This is a genomic window from Erwinia sp. CGal63 (assembly GCF_037026505.1).
Lineage (GTDB): Bacteria > Pseudomonadota > Gammaproteobacteria > Enterobacterales > Enterobacteriaceae > Erwinia.
Map to the genome: position 1 here is coordinate 867,424 of NZ_JAKUMN010000001.1, position 17,233 is coordinate 884,656.

A 17,233-nucleotide genomic window follows, 5' to 3' on the forward strand; every position below is an offset into this window, starting at 1 on the left:
GGCGTGGCGCGACGGGACAGCGGCGCGAATTCTTCCGCGCGGTCAACGGCCTGACTGCTGCTTTCAGGGCATTTTCAGAATTGATCCGCCTGGCGGCAATGGCGTGCAACGCCGCAGACAGACGTAAAAAAGCCGGGATTTACCCGGCTTGATTTAGTGGCCAACTCAGGCGATACGCAGACCCGGTTTGACTTCTGACAGCGTGATTTTTACCGGCACCGATTTCGAGGTCGGCGTACCGCTGCCGTCGCCGAAGCTGGAGAGCGGCACCAGCGGGTTGGTTTCCGGATAGTAGGCCGCCAGGTTGCCTGCGGGAATGTTGTAAGGCACCAGCTTGAATTCGGTCACCTTACGCGTAATGCCGTCGTTCCACAGCGTCTCGATATCCACATTGTCGCCTGCGGAGAAGCCCAGGCGCGCCATATCTTCCGGGTTGATAAACAGCACTTCACGCTGGCCGTACACGCCGCGATAACGGTCATCGAGGCCGTAAATCGTGGTGTTGTACTGATCGTGCGAGCGCAGCGTTTGCAGCGTAAACGGCACTTCCTCATCCAGCTGCGGGAACAGCGAATCCGGCAGGCGAGCGGCGCTGAACTGCGCTTTGTTGTTCAGCGTGTTGAAGCGGAACTCCGCTGCCGCGTTGCCCAGGTAGAAGCCGCCTTTGATCTCGCATTTCGCGTTAAAGTCGGCGAAGCCGGGAATAGTGGCGGCGATATGGTCGCGGATCAGATTGTAATCCGCCGCCAGGCCCAGCCAGTCCACTTTTTCCGAGCCGAGCACGGCGTGCGCGATACCGGCGACAATTGCCGTTTCGGAACGCTGGGTGTCGGCGATAGGCTTGCCGACGCCTTCAGAGGCGTGAACCATGCTGAAAGAGTCTTCCACGGTAATAAACTGCGGGCCGCTAGCCTGAATATCCTGCTCGGTACGACCCAGCGTAGGCAGGATCAGCGCGTCCACGGCGCCAGGGCAGAGGTGGCTGCGGTTCAGCTTGGTGCTGATCTGCACGGTCAGGCCGCAGCGGCGCAGCGCCTCTTCGGTACGCGGGCTGTCCGGCGCGGCGGCGGCCAGGTTGCCGCCCAGCGCGATCAGCACCTTGATTTCGTCACGCAGCATCGCTTCCAGCGCTTCCACGGTGTTATGACCGATTTCGCGCGGCGGCTCGAAGCCGAAGTGGTTGCCCAGGCTATCCAGGAAAGCTTTGGTTGGCTTCTCGTCGATACCCATAGTGCGGTTGCCCTGCACATTACTGTGACCGCGCACCGGGCAAAGGCCTGCGCCTTTCTTGCCCAGCTGGCCGAACAGCAGCTGCAGGTTAACGATCTCGCGCACGGTATCCACAGAGTGCTTGTGCTGCGTCACGCCCATCGCCCAGGTACAGATCACGCGCTCGGCGCTCTGGTAGATAGCGGCGGCTTCGCGGATCTGCTGTTCGGTCAGGCCGGACTGCTGAACGATATGCGACCATTCGGTAGCGGCGACTTCAGCCAGATAGGCATCCATCCCTTCGGTTTTGGCGTTGATGAACACTTCGTCAAAAATACCGGGTTCGCCTGCCGCGATCCGGGCGAAATGGGTTTCCGCCAGCGCTTTCACCATGCCGCGCACCGCCGCCATATCGCCGCCGAGGTTCGGCTGGTAATAGGTAGAGCTGATGGTGCCGGCTTTGCTGGTGACCACTTCCAGCGGCTTCTGCGGGTCGGCAAAGCGCTCCAGGCCGCGCTCGCGCAGCGTATTGAACGTCACGATTTTCGCGCCGTGATCGGCGGCGTGACGCAGGCTGTGCAGCATACGTGGATGGTTAGTACCCGGGTTCTGACCGAAAACAAAAATCGCGTCCGCATGATCGAAATCATCCAGGCGAATCGTGCCTTTGCCTACGCCGATACTGCGCTTCAGGCCGGTGCCGCTGGCTTCGTGACACATGTTCGAACAGTCAGGAAAGTTATTGCTGCCGTTCATGCGGCCAAACAGCTGATAAAGCCACGAAGCTTCATTGCTGGCGCGACCAGAGGTATAAAGCTCCATCTGATCGGGGTTATCCATCGCCTTGATGTGTTTAGCGATCAGGGCAAAGGCATCATCCCAGCTAATAGGCTCGTAACGATCGGTTTCACGGTTATAGCGTAGCGGCTCGGTCAGGCGACCCTGATATTCCAGGAAGTAGTCGCTCTGCTTATAGAGCGCGGAGACGCTGTGCTGGGCGAAGAAGCTGGCGTCGATAAAGCGGCGCGTGGCTTCCCAGGTAACGGCTTTGGCGCCGTTCTCACAAAAGCTGAAAGTGCTCTTGTTGTCGTCGCCCCAGGCGCAGCCGGGACAGTCAAAGCCTTTGGCTTTGTTCATGCGCATCAGGTTGCGCATATTTTTCAGAACTTGCTTGCTGTCAAAAACAAAGCGGGTCGTCGCTTCCAGTGATCCCCAGCCGCCCGCCGCCGCCTGGTAAGGTTTTATTGCAGTTTTAAATTTCATAGTGCTTCGCAGGTGATTTGAATGTTTTTGTCTTGTTAAGAAGTTATGACTTCTTTTATCGGCACAGTCTGTGAGTTCTTAACAAAATTGTCTAATTGATTGCTTTAATCATGCGATAGGTGGGGTTTATCGCTAAAGCGTGAGGCATATCAAAGAATCACATGGAAGCTTGTGCTTTTCTCCGCCGCACTTTTTGCGCTGGCTCATACTCAGGCTTTCCGCTGCGAAAGACGAGGGGCCTGTGAAAGAACTTGCCAGTAAAATCCATGCTTTCGGCAAGGCGTTAATGATGCCGATCTCCGTTATCGCCGCCGCCGGTATCTTTCTGGGCGTGGCGGCAGCGCTGCAAAACCCGGCGATTACCGGCGAGGCGTTTGCCAACCTGCACGTGCCGCAGCTGATTATCGGCTTTATCCGCAAGGTCGCCGGCGCGCTGTTCGCCAATCTGCCGCTCTTTTTTGCCGTCGCCAGCGCCATCGGCCTGGCGAAAGCGGAGAAGCCGACCGCCGCTTTTGCCGCCGTTATCGGTTTTATCGCCATGCATGTCGGCGTCAGCGCCACGCTTGCCGCACAGGGGCTGACCGCAGCCACCACCACGCCGGAAGCGCTCCAGGCAAAGGGGATGGAGCAAACCGCCGCCATGATGACCTCGGCGGAATATATCCCGATGCTCGGCATCTTCACCTATAACATGAGCGTGCTGGGCGGCGTGATCGCCGGGTTGCTCACCGCCGCTATCCATAATCGCTTCTACACCACGCAGCTTCCCACTGCTATCAGCTTCTTTGGCGGCAGACGTTTTGTGCCTGTGGTCACCGTGCTGGTGCTGCCGCTGGTGGGCGTGCTGCTGGCAGCAATCTGGCCGACCATCGGCGCGGGTATCGCCTGGGTCGGCGAGCTGATCGGCAAAAGCGGCCAGTACGGCGCCTTTCTCTACGGCAGCAGCGAACGGCTGCTGATCCCGACCGGCCTGCACCATATCCTCAACGAAACGGTGCGCTTTACGCCGATTGGCGGCGTCGCTACGGTAGACAACCAGACCATCGTAGGCGCGCTCAATATCTTCAACACCGCGCTGACTCATCCAGGATCGGTGCCGGACAATATTATTCGCAACGCCACGCAGTTTCTCGCTCAGGGAAAAATTCCGGTGATGATGTTCGGCCTGCCGGCGGCGGCGCTGGCGATTTATCACTGCGCCAGGCCGGAACATAAACAGCGCGTCAAGGCGCTGATGCTGGCCGGCGCGCTGACCTCCTTCACGACGGGTATCACTGAGCCGCTGGAGTTCTGCTTTATCTTTGTCTCACCCGTGCTCTATCTGTTGCACGCTTTTCTCAGCGGCCTCTCCTTTATGCTGATGTCGATGATGCAGCTGATGATTGGCAATATTCAGGGCGGCGCTATCGATCTGGTGGTGTTCGGTATTCTTGGCGGCAGCAAAACGCACTGGTGGTGGGCGCTGGTGCTGGGCGCGGTTTATGCGCCTCTCTACTACTACGGTTTCCGTTTCATTATCACGCGTATGCGGGTAGAAACGCCGGGCAGGGAAACGGAAGAGGCGGCGCCGGAAAGCCGAACGGTGGCGGCGGACGAGCGCATTCGGGTGATCATTAGCGGGCTGGGCGGCGAAAATAATATAGAAGAGGTCGATTGCTGCTTTACCCGGCTGCGCGTGCGGGTAAAAGAGATGAAAGAAGTGGTCGATCAGACTTTGATGACCACCGGCGCCAACGGCGTAAATCGCGTCAGCGACCACGACGTGCAGGTTATTTATGGCCCGCAGGTAGAGAAAATCGCCAGCGAAGTCAAAATCGCGCTGGGCGCGACCTGACGTTCGCCTCGCTCTGGTCTGACCGTCAGGCTTTGCGGGCACGGGCGGCGGCGACTAATCCCTTCAGCCACGCCTGATGGCCGTTGATCATGGGATCGGGCGTGGTTTTCGCCAGCTCTTTCGCCGGATTACCGTTCTGGGTTTCCTGGGTCAGGATACGCAAGCGCCCGCCCATATCCTCCAGCAGCCAGGCGTGATGCACATCCAGCCGCTTCTCGCCTTCGCCTGAGCAGCCGTGCCACGCCAGGCGAGCCGGTTCGTCGGCGGAAGGCGCCACATGTTCCGTGACCTGCGCATCCACCGGGAAACCGAAGGTCGTAAAGTAAAAGCGTACATCCTGCGCCAGCTCAGGGCCTTTGCCGTCATAAAAACGGATGTCAGCGGCATTCTCATAGTAAGTTGGCCACAGGGAAGGCGTGTTTAACAATGGCCAGATATCCGCTACGCAAAGTCCCGCCACAATCACTTCGTTCGAAGCGAAATTATCGCAAAAACCCGGAATATAGCCTTCAGGCCAGAAAATAGCGTTCATCGTCTACTCGTCAGGAAAGGGGAGCAGCGCCAGTCGCCGCCCGCTAAAGCCAGTATGCGAACCGCAGTAATATAAAACCAATCAGGGTTTATGATTGCTGATATCATAATTATTGATATCTCAGCTGGCCTTAACGAACCGATGAAAAACGATATTCGCACCCTGGATTTGAACCTGCTGAAGGCGCTTGATGCGCTGCTGGATGAGCGCAGCGTAACGCGGGCGGCGGCCAGACTGTCGCTGACTCAGCCAGCCGTCAGCGGGATGTTAACGCGCCTGCGTGACTGTTTTGACGATCCGCTATTCAGCCGCACGCAAAGAGGCATCGTGCCTACGCTTCGTGCGCTGGAGCTGGCCGCGCCGGTGAAGAAGATCCTCAGTGAAACCGAGGCGCTGTTACAGCCGAAAGTCTTCGACCCGGCCAGCGCGGAAATGACCATAACGCTTGCCGCAACGGACTATGCGCTAAAAGCGGTAATCGTGCCTTTTATCGCGAGGCTGCGGCAGCAGGCGCCAAAGATTCGGGTAGCGGTGGTGCCGGTGCATTATGAGCGCCTTGTCGGGCAGCTGGAGCGCGGCGAAGTGGACTTCGCGCTGGTCACGCCGGACACGGCGCCGCAGGAACTTCATGCCCGCAATCTGTTTGATGAACACTATGTTTGCATGATGCGCGCGGATCATCCTGACGCTGGCCCTGAGCCGCTGACCCTGGCGCGCTTTTGCGAACTGGATCAGGTGCTGGTCTCTTTTACCGGCGATAAATTCTCTGGCGCCACCGACGAAGCCCTGGCGAAGCTGGGCTGTAAAAGAAAGGTGGTGATGGCGGTAAACAGCTTTCTGATGCTGCCGGAAATCCTGCAGGTCAGCGATTTGATAGCGGTAACGCCTGCGCGTCTGGCAAAAGACGTAGAGAAAATGACGATAAAAACGCCGCCGCTGGCGATTACGGGCTTTACTAAAACCCTGGCCTGGCATGACCGAACCCATAGCGATTTGCGCCATCGCTGGCTAAGGACGCTGCTGGCGGAAACGGTGACTATGCAATAGTTTTCAGTGGCCGCTCTTGTTTTGGCTAATTAACGAAGCGGCAAAATGCATCTAAATTATTCATCAGCATAAAGTTTAAATATATTACACAGTGTGCAATATGAAGTTACATTTATCATCAATAATGATTTTTGTCAGAGCGTTATAGGTTGGTAATTTATTTCTACCGAGCCGCTATAAAATAAGTGGCCTTATTTCTTGCAACCTTTCTGAGGCTTGCTATAGTTATTCATGCACGACGTTCACCGGCGTTCGGTAAAACAGCAACAGCCGAGCCAACTATTATCCGGTGAGAAATTTGAAACACGAAGAGGATGTTATTATGACTCAGCATCGTGGCAATTCCGGCAACTTCGCCGAAGATCGTGAGAAAGCATCAGAAGCAGGTAAAAAAGGCGGCCAGAGCAGCAGTAGCGGCAGCTTCAAGAACGACCGCGAAAAGGCTTCTGAATCTGGCAAGAAAGGCGGGCAGAGCAGCCGCCGTAGCTGATTAGCCCGGCAGCTGCCGGGAGCGATAATTATCTGACGATAATTATGGAGTAAAGGGAGCAGATGAATAACAGGTAAAGGATATTACGTCGGCAAACTTTTGCCTGAAAAACCCGCTTTCCTCTGTGTCAGGAATGGCGGGTTTTTTGCATGAAAATAGCGCTTTTTATTAGTGATATATTCAGGCAGGAAATAATGGTTTTCAGGTTCTTATGCGGGTGATTATTTGCTATACCGGAGGATTGCCAGTAGTGATATTATTACATGGAATGACCTAATTTAAGATTGTTTCCCTTGTCCAAAGATGAGAACCTGGCGTTTTCACTACAAGGAAATATGATGAGCGCCTCTACTATTTCGATTGGCCTACTGCTTTATCCCAATTTAACCCAGCTCGATCTCACTGGCCCGTTTGAAGTCTTTGCCCGTGCGCCGAACGCCAGCGTACATCTTATCTGGAAAACTTTGGATCCCGTGGTTTCCGATCGTGGCATGGCCATTGTGCCTTCCGCAACATTTACAACCTGTCCAACGCTGGACGTTATTTGCGTGCCCGGCGGGCCAGGGCAAATCGCGCTGATGGATGATGTCGATACGCTCAACTTTATACGACGTAAAAGCGCAGAGGTGAGTCTGGTGACCTCGGTCTGCACTGGTTCGCTGATATTAGGCGCGGCAGGACTGCTAAAAGGGCGTAAAGCGACTTGCCATTGGGCATCGCTACAGCAGCTGGCGCTATTGGGCGCCGAGCCGGTCAGCGAGCGGGTGGTGCGCGATGGCAATCTGATTACCGGCGCAGGCGTCACTTCCGGCATCGACTTTGCGCTGAGCGTAGTAGCCGCGCTGTACGGGGATGAGGCGGCTCAGGCTATTCAGCTGCATATGGAATACGATCCCGAACCGCCATTCGTCTGCGGTTCGCCTCGCGTAGCGGCGAAAGAGCTGGTGGAGAAAGCGAGCGCTGAAATCTCGCCCTTTATCGCTAAAAGAGCGGCGGCAACGGCTAAAGCTGCTGCCGCGCTATCTGTCGACGGCCATCACGAGTAACAGTTAGCAGAACTATACGTGACAGCGTCACTTAAAGTCGGCGCAGGCAGCCGCCTTCGCCGGCCATCATGACTCTTTGATTCCCAACCAGTAATGCAGAAATCAGCACGCATCAACAGGCTATCAGGGTCAATAGCACGCGTTCTGAAGGAATATGGACTGATTCTGAATCCAGGCTTTTCGGCGACGATCAGGATGAATCTGCTGCCGGAATATGAATAATTATCGCAGACTTTCAGGCGAACTTTTCAGCCCAGTTGGGCGCTATTCCGGGGATTATTATGCTAACTGAAACCGTACAGACCGACGAGCTGGAAGGCAAAGCCCTGGAGTGGGCCGTCCTTAAAGCGATCGGCGGCGCGTGGCCCGCTAACGTCGCCAGCAACTGGGACAGGGCCGGCTATCTGATCACCAATCTGAATATCTTTTTAAGCAGCGGCGGCCACAAGCAGATGTTTATCGCTTACCTCGATGAAAGAGCGCCTTCCGTGGGTAAAACCTTGCCGGAAGCCGTCTATCGCGCCGTCGTCTATTCCTGTATCGGCAGCTGGATTTCCGTACCGGTTTCCGTGTTAAAAGCGTAAACAAACAGTGCGATTAATTATTAGCGTTCAGATTGTAGTGCCATTAATTTAGTTTATTTATGGCTAACGATTCAGGGTTAATTAACCCACGGGCGCTTTCTGCCTTTCCAATTTCTGCACAACTTGCCAAAAAGAGCGGCTTTCTGACCAGGTTTAGGTTTTGCCTATTCCAGCGAGAATCAACAACGCCTGGATAACGCTTGGCGACTCTGCAAATAATCAGGGTATGACTACATACCGTGTGAGAGTGGGTTTCCATAACCCTTCGGCCCTGACCTTCAGGCAGCTTGATGAAATTCTGGAACAGCAGCGATTCTGGCGTACGGCGTCGCGCAGCGCCACGTTTCGCTATTTTATGGAGTATGAGTATGAATCGGAGGTGCGCGATCTTTGCGAAGTCTGCGAGCTGGCCTATTCCCAGGCCTGTAAGGTAAAAAGATGCCCACTGGTGCTGGTGGTGGCCGATGCGAAAGAGGAACCCACTTCTGAGCCGATTGGCTAAATTGTATCGCATGCAGCCCGACAACCTTGTCTGCGTAGGCAAGAGTTGCTAAATTTATGACAGGCTGGTTAAAAAGTAATCTGATATCGGTGCCCTGAGGTTACGCCTCGGGGCTTTTTGTTTTAATCCACTGCTTTTATCGGGCCGCCGCCTGAAACGTTAGCGGTTTTCGACCCGCTTTCTGGTAATCAGGCCGTTCTGGTCAGGTCAGCCATCATAATAGCCGCTTTCTTTACGCCTCGCAGCCGCGAGGCTTTTTTATGCCCGCAATCCTGAGGAGGAACCATGCTAACCGTAAAAAGCTTTATCGGCGGCGTTACGCATATCTGCGAGGTGAGCAACATCACTATCGCAAGACGCGGCTCTGAAACCTTTGAGTTTGTGCTGATGCTCACCAAAGACCACCCGAATCCGGACTTTGCGGAGGTCATGCCCGCCATTTATCAGGATGAAGAAAAAACGAAGATCTTACAAAAAGAGGCGGTTCTGATCAGCGAAAGAGAAGGCGTGCGGGTAGAGGACGCGGCGGCCGTACTGATCAACGAAGTGGAAAGCGTTAAGATGCCGGGAATAAAAGAAGCGGACGGCACGCTGTATCAATATCTCTATCCGGGCGACAGGGTAGATGTGATGAACTCACACGGGACGGTGATTGAAACTGTTCGGTAATTTAAACAAATGTGCGTCAGCGCAACCTTTGTCAGGCGCAGGGTAGTCTGGCGCATTCTATGACGGAAGTATTCGACTCAGCTGCACGTTCGCTTGTGCTCATAGTGACCTTAAGCAGTACGCCTGTCTGCTTTGTGCCAGAAGCGGGCGTGTTTAACGCGGGCTCGCTGTGACAGAATGTCCATCAATCCATAACGGGCTAATTCTGCAGACACAGGTTTTCATACTGTTAGTGCTGTAGATTATCAGCTTGCAAAGAAGCCAACTATGAGCAACGACTTACTACAGACATCACGACAGGCAATTTATTGGGTAGAGCCAGTCCGTAACGTCAGGGTGTTGCGAATCATAAAAGCGTGGGCGGAGCGGTTGCCCGGACACCGTTAACGAATGTTCCAATAAATGCTGGAAAGCGCGGTTTGAATTGACTTCACTCCCGGGCTAACTGAACATCAGGGCAGGTCAATTTTATTGAGCACGCAATCGGGTATATCAATTCATTTATGCAGCGCTAAAATGAATATAACTTACTGAAAAAACAATAAAAATGGATATAAAACAGCTTATTTACCTGTGCAATCTGGAGCGCGAGCGCCATTTTGGCCGTGCGGCGGAGGCGAGCTTTGTCAGCCAGCCGACGCTGTCGATGCGGCTGAAAAATCTGGAGCGCGAGCTGGGGCTGTCGCTGATCAACCGCAGCAATAACTTCGATGGCTTTACGCCGGAAGGCGAAAGGGTGCTGACGTGGGCGCGCGAGATCGTTTCCGTCTATCAGGGCTTGAAGCTTGAGGTCGAGGCGCTCAAGCACGGCGTTTCCGGCACGCTGCGCATCGGCGTGGTGCCGCAGTGTAGCGTCTCGCTGCCGCTGATGCTGAAAGGCATTCAGGAGCGCTATCCGCAGCTTGACTACCGAGTCTCGGTACTCAGCGCCGATCAGCTGCTGGACGCGCTGAACAGCTATACCGTAGATGTGGGCATCGGTTTTTTTGAGCTGGTCACGCTGCGCGAGCTGCACTTCCAGGCGGAACCGCTGCAGGATAACGGCGTGGAGGTGGTTTTCCATCCCGAGCACTTTCCACAGCTGCTGGGCGAAGGGCCGCTCGACTTAAGCGAACTTAAAACCATTCCCTTTTGCCTGGCGGAGCAAACCCGCTATTTCAGACGCTATCTGGATACGCACTTTCGCGAAGCCGGCATTCATCTGCGGGTCATTCTGGAAACCACCTCGGTGTTTCAGCTGGCGCAGGGCGTGCAAGTTGGCCTGGGCTGTCTGATCTCGCCGCGTGGCCATCTGCTGCCCGCTATGACGCCCGAGCTGCGCTCCCGGCCGCTGGCGATTGCGCCAATGAGTCGCCAGGCGGCGGTGGTGATTGCCGAACCGGGCAGAGCGACGCCGTTGTCGCAGCATTTTTTCGATGAGGTGCGCCGCTGGTTAAGCGAGCGGTAAATTCAAACTGTCAGCTTCCCAGCGACTGCATCAGCCGATTATTCCAGCCAGCCAGCGCCGTACTGAAGATAACGTTCAGCGTGCTTTGCAACGACAGGCCCGCTTCCGCCAGCGGCTGCAGATGGGCAGCGCTGAAGCGCTCCGGCGAGCGGGTAAGCTGCGCGGCCGCCTGGATAAGCGCCCGATCGACCGGTCCGGCGACCGCCGCCGCTTTCTCCACGCTCTCCTGAAGCGCGTCGCGCAGCTTTTCCGGCGCATAGCGGCTAAAGCACATTCGGCTGCCGTTGATACGCGCGGCTACCGCGGCGGCCAGCTGGCCTTCCGGCGTGGTGATCCTCTCTTCCAGCACGTTAATGAGTTGTCCCCAGCCATACAGCACATCGCCGTCGTGCGCCAGCAGTCCGGCGCTGTGGCTTAACGCGCGCTGCGGCTGGCAAAAGGCCAGCGCTTCGAGCTGGTTTTCAGAGGCGTAGCGCGGCTCAACGGGCAACAGTCTTGGCTGCCAGTCGATTGCCCGTTCGAAACAGCTTTCGTCAGCATCGGCCGGTACGGTGACGCCAGGCATCCAGCGTACGGGCAGCGCAAGCAGGGCATGAATGCCTGCCGCTACCCGCGCCTGATAGCAGACGAAACCGATGATCTGACTGAAGGTAATGATATCGGGCGCGGTCAGGCCCGCTTCATCCAGCCGCTGCAGCGCCGCCTCATCAATCAGCGTTGGCTGCATCGCCAGCTGGCGGGCGTATTCGGTAATCTGCGTCAGGCGGCGATTGCTCTCGCGGGAAGAGTCCGGGCCGCTTAAGGGGTTGAGCCGCGCCGCATAGTGATTGCACAAGCGCTGCACGCCGGTGACCTGCGCCACGGTCAGCGCGGTGCTGAGGCGATCGTAAAGCGAGAGCGTATGCGTCAGCGAGGTGGTCAACGCCTCGGGGAACAGCAGCTGACAGAGATCCCGGGAAGCCAGCAGCGCGGGCTGCGCCTGCTGCAAATTCTGCCGCAGTTCGCCTTTGCAAAGCGTGGCCAGTCCCAGCAGGAAGCGGTCTTCCACCTCAGCGGCCTCGGGTACCAGAGGTTGCGCCCGCGCGGCGAGCGTGGACTGAGTTTCATGATACCAGTGGCTGTGGCTTTCCGACCGACGCTGTTCCATGATCGTTCCTTTTCAAGTTGGCTGGCCCTGACAACGGGCCTGAGGGCAAAGCTATCCTCGCGCAAGCGGAATGACCGACAAAGACCAATCGGTGCTAATAAATAGCGGAAAAGCATAATGATGAAAGAAACAGCGGTTTCTGCTGGAAAACCGCCCGCTGCCGGCGAGTCGGGCGGGTCGGCGTTCGGGATCAGCGATCTTTGCGCCAGGCGTCGGCCGTCAGCGCTTCGCCAAAGTGGCTGGTAATCAATCTCTTTGTCAGGTCGTGCAGCGGACAGGCCAGCACGTCGGCGGTGCTGCCGCGCTCCACCACTTCGCCATGATGCATCACGATAACCTGGTCGCTGATATGCTTCATCATGCCCAGATGCTGGGTCACGTAGATATAGGCGATGCCGTGTTTATCCTGCAGCTCAAGCATCAGGTTAACCAGCTGGGAACGCATCGACATATCCAGCGAGGCCAGCGCCTCGTCGGCGACGATGACTTTAGGCTGCAGAATAAGCGCGCGGGCAAGACCAACGCGCTGCTTCTGTCCTGGCGCCAGCATATGCGGGTAATAAGCGGCGTGATCGCGCAGCAAACCGACCTGGCGCAGCGTAGCGATAATCCGCTTCTCCCGCTCTTCGGCGGAAAGGTCGGTATTCAGCCGCAGCGGGAAATCCAGAATCTGGCCAATACGCTGGCGTGGATTAAGCGAGGTGGACGGGTCCTGAAATATCATGCGGATACGCTGGCTGCGGTAGCCGTAGTCGCCATACTCCAGCGGACGGTCGTCGATCAGGATCTCACCGGCGCTCGGCTCGACCATGCCGCTGAGCATCTTCGCCAGCGTCGATTTGCCGGAGCCGTTTTCGCCGATAATCGCCAGCGTCTGCCTTTCCCGCAGCGTGAAGCTGACCTCTTTTACCGCTTCCACATGCTGACGCCGGAACAGCCCGGTACGATAACGCCAGGTTTTGCTGAGGTTGCGGACTTCCAGCAGCGTCTCAATCATGGCTGGCTCTCCATATTCAGCGGGAAGTGGCAGGCGAACAGGTGCGATTTGCTGCCCGTCAGCCGCGGCGTCTCAATACATTTTTTCTGCGCGTAGGGACAGCGCGGCCCCAGACGACAGCCGATCGGCAGATGCTCCAGCGAAGGAATAGCGCCGGGCAGCGTATTCAGACGGCTTTTATGCGGCAGCGAGCGGCCAAAATCGGGCATCGCCCTGATCAGCGCCTGGGTATAGGGATGGTGCGGCTGCACGATCAAATCTTCGCTGGTGGCTGTCTCCACCGTTTGCCCGCAGTACATCACGTTAATCCGGTTTGCCCAGTGGCTCAGCATCTGCAAATCGTGGCTGATCAGCAGAATGGTGGTGTTGTTGTTCTGGTTCAGCCTGGAGAGCAGACGAAAGATCTGCGCCTGGGTCGTGGGTTCCATGGCGTTGGTCGGTTCATCGGCAATCAGCAGGCGAGGCTGATTCGCCAGCGCGATGGCGATCATCACCTTCTGGCATTCGCCTTCGGTCAGCTCATAGGGAAAGCTGCGCATAATGTCTTTATGATCTTTGATGCCCACACGGTGCAGCAGCTCGATAGCGCGACGATGGCGCCAGCGGAAACGCTGATACCAGCGTCCTTTCCATGTCCAGGCAGGGATCGCCTGCTTGAGCTGCTGACCCACGCTTTCTGAAGGGTCGAGGCAGGACTGCGGCTCCTGAAAAATCATCGACACGTTATGACCGACGATTTTTCGTCTTTCGCGCGGCGACAGCTTCAGCAGGTCGATATCGTCAAAGCGCATCCGATCGGCGGTTACGCGCCAGTTATCTTTGGTTACGCCGCAGATCGCTTTGGCGATCAGGCTTTTTCCCGAGCCGGATTCGCCGACCAGGCCGCGAACTTCGCCTTCGCTCAGGGTGATGCTGACGCGGTCTACCGCCTTGACCGGCCCGTCGGCGGTCATAAATTCAATGGTCAGATTACGTATATCGAGCAGCGGCATCTATTCAACTCCCGCAACGATGGCGCGACGAATGCCGTCGCCCAGCAGATTGATAATCAGTACGCTGAGCATAATCGCCGCGCCGGGCAGCATTACCGTCCAGGGCGCGACGTAAATCAGCTCCAGCGCATCGCCAAGCATGGCTCCCCATTCGGGAGAAGGCAACTGCGCGCCCAGATCCAGAAAGCCCAGCGCGGCGATATCCAGGATCGCCATCGACAGCGCGCGGGTAAACTCCGACACCAGCAGCCCCAGAATATTAGGGAAAATGGCGTAGCGCAGAATATTCATACTGGTCGCGCCATCCAGGCGTGCGGCGGTAACATACTCTTTTTCCAGCTCTTCATGCACTGCGGTATAGACCGAACGCACCAGGCGCGGAATAATCGCCAGAAACACCGCCAGCCAGGCATGGCTCAGGCCCGGCCCGAAGAAGGCGACGACGATAATCGCCAGCAGCAGCGAGGGAATGGAAAGGAAAGTATCCAGGATATGGTTCATTACCGCCGAACGCAGCCCGCGCGTCAGCCCGGCGAAAACGCCTAACACCAACGCGCAGAGCGAGGCCAGCACGGTAATGGCGATAGCCGATCCCACTGTTGGCGCCGCGCCGCTCAGCAAGCGGCTTAGCAAATCGCGGCCCAGATCGTCTGTTCCCAGAAAGAAGGAGACATCGCCGTAGCGCGACCAGGAGGGCGGCAGCAGCTGATAGCCTAAAAACTGTTGATCCAGGCCATAAGGCGCCAGCAGGCGGCCAAACAGGCACAGCAGCAGCAGCGCGATGAACAGGTAGAAGCCGATCATCGCGGTGGTGTCGTGGTAAAACAGCCGCCACGTCGTGCGGAAAGTGCTGGGAAGCCGCTTTTCGGCGTAAATATTATCGGAGGGCATACCATTCCTTATGCTTCAGCGGCGTCGTCAGCGCGCCAAGAATATCGGCGAGCACGTTCACGGTAATCACCAGGCCGCCGACCATCATGACGCCGGCGGAGATCGCCGCATAATCCTGCTGCCGGATAGCGTCCACCAGCCAGCGGCAGAGGCCTGGCCAGCTGAATACCACTTCGGTAATCATCGCCAGCGTCAGCATGGTGGAAAACTGCAGGCCAAGTCGCGGGATGACCGGCGGCAGCGCGTTATGCAGCACGTGACGGCGAATAATCGTCAGGCGCGACAGGCCGCGAGTTGCGGCGGCTTTAATATAATTTTGCTCCATTACCTCGCGCGTACTGATACGCAACAGGCGCACGACTTCCGTCGTGGGCGCGACGGCCAGCGCCGTAACCGGCAAAATCAGGTGCAGCAGCACGCTTTTCAGCATCTCGTGCCGCCACGGCGAATGGCTCAGCCAGGCGTCAATCAGCGCGAAACCGGTGATATTCTTCATCGGGTAGAGCAAATCGATGCGGCCCGATACCGGCAGCCAGCCGAGATCCAGCGAAAAGAAAAGCGTCAGCAGCAGCGCCAGCCAGAACACCGGCATGGAAAAGCCCAGCAGGGCAAGCGCGCTGATCGCCTTATCCTGCCAGCGATTGCGCATGATGCCGGCGGCGATGCCAAGAGGAATGCCGATGGCCATCGCCAGCACGAAAGCGAGGATACAGAGCTCCAGCGTGGCGGGGAATACCTCCAGCAGCTGAAGGGAAACCGGCTCGCCGTTGATGCTGGAGACGCCGAAATCGAACTGCAGCAGCCCCTGATACCAGAACAGCATCGCGTCGCTTAGCGAGGCGCCCTGTAAGGGCGCGTGAGGCGTAAAATAACTGAGGCTAAAGCCGACCAGCGTCAGCAGGAACAGCGTCACCAGCCACAGCACCAGCCTTCTCAGCGTATAGATAATCATGGTTTCGCCTCCCGATCGCGATAAACGCCCGCGAAAGAGGCGTTGCCGAACGGACTCAGCACCAGGCCATGAATATCATGGCGATAGGCCTGCAGCCGCAGCGAATAGGCCAGCGGCAGCACCGGCAGCGCCTGAGCCAGCATCGTCTGCGCTTTGTCGTAATAGTCGATGCGCGAGGCGAGCTGCTGCGAAAGCAGCGCTTTTTGCAGCGTCTCGTCAAAGGCGGCGTCGCACCAGTGCGCATAGTTGGTCTGCGAGCCGATAGCGGCGCAGCTCAGCAGCGGGCGGAAAAAGCTGTCGGGATCGTTGCTGTCGGTAGCCCAGCCGGTCAGCGTCAGATCGTGATTCATCTCCATCAGGCGCGCCTCCTGAAAGCGGCCTTCGACCGGCACAATTTTTACCGTGACGCCAATTTGCGCCAGATCCGCCTGAATAAGCTCGGCGGTTTTCAGCGGGCTGGGATTCCACGCCTGCGAGGCGGTTGGCACCCAGAGCGAAAGCTGCAAATCTTCCACGCCCAGCGCCTTGAGCGCGTCGCGCGCTTTTTGCGGATTGTATTCGGTCACGCGGGCGCTGTTGTCATAGGCCCAGGAAGCGCGAGGCAGGATAGACGCCGCGGTTTCCGCCGTACCGTAATAGACGGACTCCATCAGCCGTTCGTTATTGATCGCCAGCGCCAGCGCCTGACGCACTTCCGGGCGATCCAATGGCGCTTTGCGCGTGTTGAACGCCAGGTAGGCGATATTCATGCCGGGCCGCAGCGTCAGCCGCAGACGAGGATCGTCGCGCAGCACGGAAATCTGGCTGGCCGCCGGATAAGCCAGCACGTCGCATTCGCCGGTCAGCAGCTTGGAGAGGCGTCCGGTGCCGCCTGCGCCCATATCGATCACCACCTGCGGCATACGCGGCAGTCCTTTCCAGTAATTCTGATGGCGGGCGAGACGGACATACTGGCCGGTACGGTATTCGCTGAGCTGGAAAGGGCCGGTGCCGACCGGCTGGCGATCCAGCTGCTCCTGGCGATCGACTTTGCTCAGCTGCGCGGCATATTCGGCGGAAAGCACCGGCGCGTAGTGCGTCGCCAGGTGCCAGAGAAAAGAGGCGTCCGGCGCGTTCAGGCGAATCTCCACCGTATCGTCGCTCAGCTTTCTTACGCTGGCGACGCTGTCGGCGAACTGCAGGCTGTCGAAATAGGGATAGCTGCCGCCGTTGACGTTATGCCAGGGCGATTTGCGGCTGAAAATGCGCTGAAAACTGAAGGTCACGTCGTCCGCATTCATCGGCCGCGTCGGCGTAAACCAGGCCGTTTTCTGAAAGGCGACGTTATGGCGCAGATGAAAACGGTAGGTTGCGCCGTTATCCAGCACCTGCCAGCTCTCCGCCAGCTCCGGGATCAAACGGTAGGTATAGGGGTCAACGTCCAGCAGACGATCGTAAAGCTGCGCCGCCAGCGTATCCACCACCAGTCCGCCGCTTGCCATCTGCGGGTTGAAGGTGGTGGCCGAGCCGTTTACGCAATAGACGAAACCGCTCTGGCGGATATCTTCCGGCGGAGCGGCGGCGACCGAAGCGCTGATCAGGCTAAGGCCGGCAAGAAAAGTGCAGAGTAGTGTGCGCATAAGTCATCTGAA

The 17,233-nt window shown here is 57.3% G+C and carries 16 protein-coding genes; 8 read left to right on the forward strand and 8 right to left on the reverse strand.

Annotated features, from left to right (window positions below; all coding sequences use genetic code 11):
• Nucleotides 1–165: 165 nt before the first annotated feature.
• Nucleotides 166–2,472 carry an FdhF/YdeP family oxidoreductase gene (locus MKZ79_RS03905; protein WP_336140286.1) on the reverse strand — a complete coding sequence of 769 codons (2,307 nt, stop codon included), beginning with the start codon at nucleotides 2,470–2,472 and terminating at the stop codon, nucleotides 166–168.
• 241 nt (nucleotides 2,473–2,713) lie between these two features.
• Between MKZ79_RS03905 and MKZ79_RS03910 the strand changes: the two genes are divergently transcribed.
• Nucleotides 2,714–4,306, forward strand: a complete 1,593-nt coding sequence (locus MKZ79_RS03910; protein ID WP_336140287.1) for a PTS transporter subunit EIIC — start codon at nucleotides 2,714–2,716, stop codon at nucleotides 4,304–4,306.
• Between the two features lie 25 nt (nucleotides 4,307–4,331).
• Here MKZ79_RS03910 and MKZ79_RS03915 read toward each other — a convergent pair whose 3' ends face one another.
• On the reverse strand, nucleotides 4,332–4,838 hold the full coding sequence (locus MKZ79_RS03915) for an SRPBCC domain-containing protein (RefSeq protein WP_336140288.1): 507 nt from the start codon (nucleotides 4,836–4,838) through the stop codon (nucleotides 4,332–4,334).
• Between the two features lie 141 nt (nucleotides 4,839–4,979).
• Here MKZ79_RS03915 and MKZ79_RS03920 point away from each other — a divergent pair, with 141 nt between their 5' ends.
• The 7 genes from MKZ79_RS03920 to MKZ79_RS03950 all read left to right on the forward strand — a co-directional run bounded on the left by MKZ79_RS03920 (nucleotide 4,980) and on the right by MKZ79_RS03950 (nucleotide 10,623).
• On the forward strand, nucleotides 4,980–5,885 hold the full coding sequence (locus MKZ79_RS03920) for a LysR family transcriptional regulator (RefSeq protein ID WP_336140289.1): 906 nt from the start codon (nucleotides 4,980–4,982) through the stop codon (nucleotides 5,883–5,885).
• Nucleotides 5,886–6,207: 322 nt separating this feature from the next.
• Entirely contained in the window at nucleotides 6,208–6,375 is a 168-nt protein-coding gene (locus MKZ79_RS03925) for a general stress protein (protein WP_336140290.1), read from the forward strand.
• 335 nt (nucleotides 6,376–6,710) lie between these two features.
• The gene (locus MKZ79_RS03930) at nucleotides 6,711–7,421 is read left to right on the forward strand and encodes a DJ-1/PfpI family protein (protein ID WP_336140291.1); all 711 of its coding nucleotides are present in this window, start codon (nucleotides 6,711–6,713) and stop codon (nucleotides 7,419–7,421) included.
• 281 nt (nucleotides 7,422–7,702) lie between these two features.
• Entirely contained in the window at nucleotides 7,703–8,005 is a 303-nt protein-coding gene (locus MKZ79_RS03935; protein ID WP_336140292.1) for a hypothetical protein, read from the forward strand.
• A 226-nt stretch (nucleotides 8,006–8,231) separates the two neighbouring features.
• Entirely contained in the window at nucleotides 8,232–8,507 is a 276-nt protein-coding gene (locus MKZ79_RS03940; RefSeq protein WP_336140293.1) for a hypothetical protein, read from the forward strand.
• Nucleotides 8,508–8,792: 285 nt separating this feature from the next.
• Entirely contained in the window at nucleotides 8,793–9,176 is a 384-nt protein-coding gene (locus MKZ79_RS03945; protein ID WP_336140294.1) for a hypothetical protein, read from the forward strand.
• 547 nt (nucleotides 9,177–9,723) lie between these two features.
• Nucleotides 9,724–10,623, forward strand: a complete 900-nt coding sequence (locus MKZ79_RS03950; RefSeq protein WP_336140295.1) for a LysR family transcriptional regulator — start codon at nucleotides 9,724–9,726, stop codon at nucleotides 10,621–10,623.
• A 10-nt stretch (nucleotides 10,624–10,633) separates the two neighbouring features.
• Here the strand turns inward: MKZ79_RS03950 and MKZ79_RS03955 are convergent, their stop codons facing one another.
• From MKZ79_RS03955 to sapA, 6 genes are all read right to left on the reverse strand, one after another.
• Nucleotides 10,634–11,770, reverse strand: a complete 1,137-nt coding sequence (locus MKZ79_RS03955; protein ID WP_336140296.1) for a CMD domain-containing protein — start codon at nucleotides 11,768–11,770, stop codon at nucleotides 10,634–10,636.
• Between the two features lie 190 nt (nucleotides 11,771–11,960).
• The gene (gene sapF / locus MKZ79_RS03960) at nucleotides 11,961–12,764 is read right to left on the reverse strand and encodes a putrescine export ABC transporter ATP-binding protein SapF (protein WP_336141339.1); all 804 of its coding nucleotides are present in this window, start codon (nucleotides 12,762–12,764) and stop codon (nucleotides 11,961–11,963) included.
• A complete protein-coding gene (gene sapD, locus MKZ79_RS03965) occupies nucleotides 12,764–13,759 on the reverse strand; it encodes a putrescine export ABC transporter ATP-binding protein SapD (RefSeq protein ID WP_336140297.1) in 996 nt (331 codons plus the stop codon). The genes sapF and sapD overlap by 1 nt, the downstream gene beginning before the upstream one ends.
• On the reverse strand, nucleotides 13,760–14,650 hold the full coding sequence (gene sapC / locus MKZ79_RS03970; protein ID WP_336140298.1) for a putrescine export ABC transporter permease SapC: 891 nt from the start codon (nucleotides 14,648–14,650) through the stop codon (nucleotides 13,760–13,762). It lies immediately after the preceding gene.
• Nucleotides 14,637–15,602, reverse strand: coding sequence for a putrescine export ABC transporter permease SapB (gene sapB, locus MKZ79_RS03975; RefSeq protein ID WP_336140299.1), 966 nt, complete (start codon nucleotides 15,600–15,602; stop codon nucleotides 14,637–14,639). Before sapB ends, sapC begins: the two co-directional genes overlap by 14 nt.
• On the reverse strand, nucleotides 15,599–17,221 hold the full coding sequence (gene sapA / locus MKZ79_RS03980) for an ABC transporter substrate-binding protein SapA (protein WP_336140300.1): 1,623 nt from the start codon (nucleotides 17,219–17,221) through the stop codon (nucleotides 15,599–15,601). Before sapA ends, sapB begins: the two co-directional genes overlap by 4 nt.
• Between the last annotated feature and the right edge of the window lie 12 nt (nucleotides 17,222–17,233).

Excerpts from the sequence above, each read along its gene's own strand:
- MKZ79_RS03905 (WP_336140286.1), bottom strand. The coding sequence starts at position 2,472 with ATGAAATTTAAAACTGCAATAAAACCTTACCAGGCGGCGGCGGGCGGC.
- MKZ79_RS03915 (WP_336140288.1), bottom strand. The coding sequence starts at position 4,838 with ATGAACGCTATTTTCTGGCCTGAAGGCTATATTCCGGGTTTTTGCGAT.
- MKZ79_RS03920 (WP_336140289.1), top strand. The coding sequence starts at position 4,980 with ATGAAAAACGATATTCGCACCCTGGATTTGAACCTGCTGAAGGCGCTT.
- MKZ79_RS03925 (WP_336140290.1), top strand. The coding sequence starts at position 6,208 with ATGACTCAGCATCGTGGCAATTCCGGCAACTTCGCCGAAGATCGTGAG.
- MKZ79_RS03930 (WP_336140291.1), top strand. The coding sequence starts at position 6,711 with ATGATGAGCGCCTCTACTATTTCGATTGGCCTACTGCTTTATCCCAAT.
- MKZ79_RS03935 (WP_336140292.1), top strand. The coding sequence starts at position 7,703 with ATGCTAACTGAAACCGTACAGACCGACGAGCTGGAAGGCAAAGCCCTG.
- MKZ79_RS03940 (WP_336140293.1), top strand. The coding sequence starts at position 8,232 with ATGACTACATACCGTGTGAGAGTGGGTTTCCATAACCCTTCGGCCCTG.
- MKZ79_RS03945 (WP_336140294.1), top strand. The coding sequence starts at position 8,793 with ATGCTAACCGTAAAAAGCTTTATCGGCGGCGTTACGCATATCTGCGAG.
- MKZ79_RS03950 (WP_336140295.1), top strand. The coding sequence starts at position 9,724 with ATGGATATAAAACAGCTTATTTACCTGTGCAATCTGGAGCGCGAGCGC.
- MKZ79_RS03955 (WP_336140296.1), bottom strand. The coding sequence starts at position 11,770 with ATGGAACAGCGTCGGTCGGAAAGCCACAGCCACTGGTATCATGAAACT.
- sapD (WP_336140297.1), bottom strand. The coding sequence starts at position 13,759 with ATGCCGCTGCTCGATATACGTAATCTGACCATTGAATTTATGACCGCC.
- sapC (WP_336140298.1), bottom strand. The coding sequence starts at position 14,650 with ATGCCCTCCGATAATATTTACGCCGAAAAGCGGCTTCCCAGCACTTTC.
- sapB (WP_336140299.1), bottom strand. The coding sequence starts at position 15,602 with ATGATTATCTATACGCTGAGAAGGCTGGTGCTGTGGCTGGTGACGCTG.
- sapA (WP_336140300.1), bottom strand. The coding sequence starts at position 17,221 with ATGCGCACACTACTCTGCACTTTTCTTGCCGGCCTTAGCCTGATCAGC.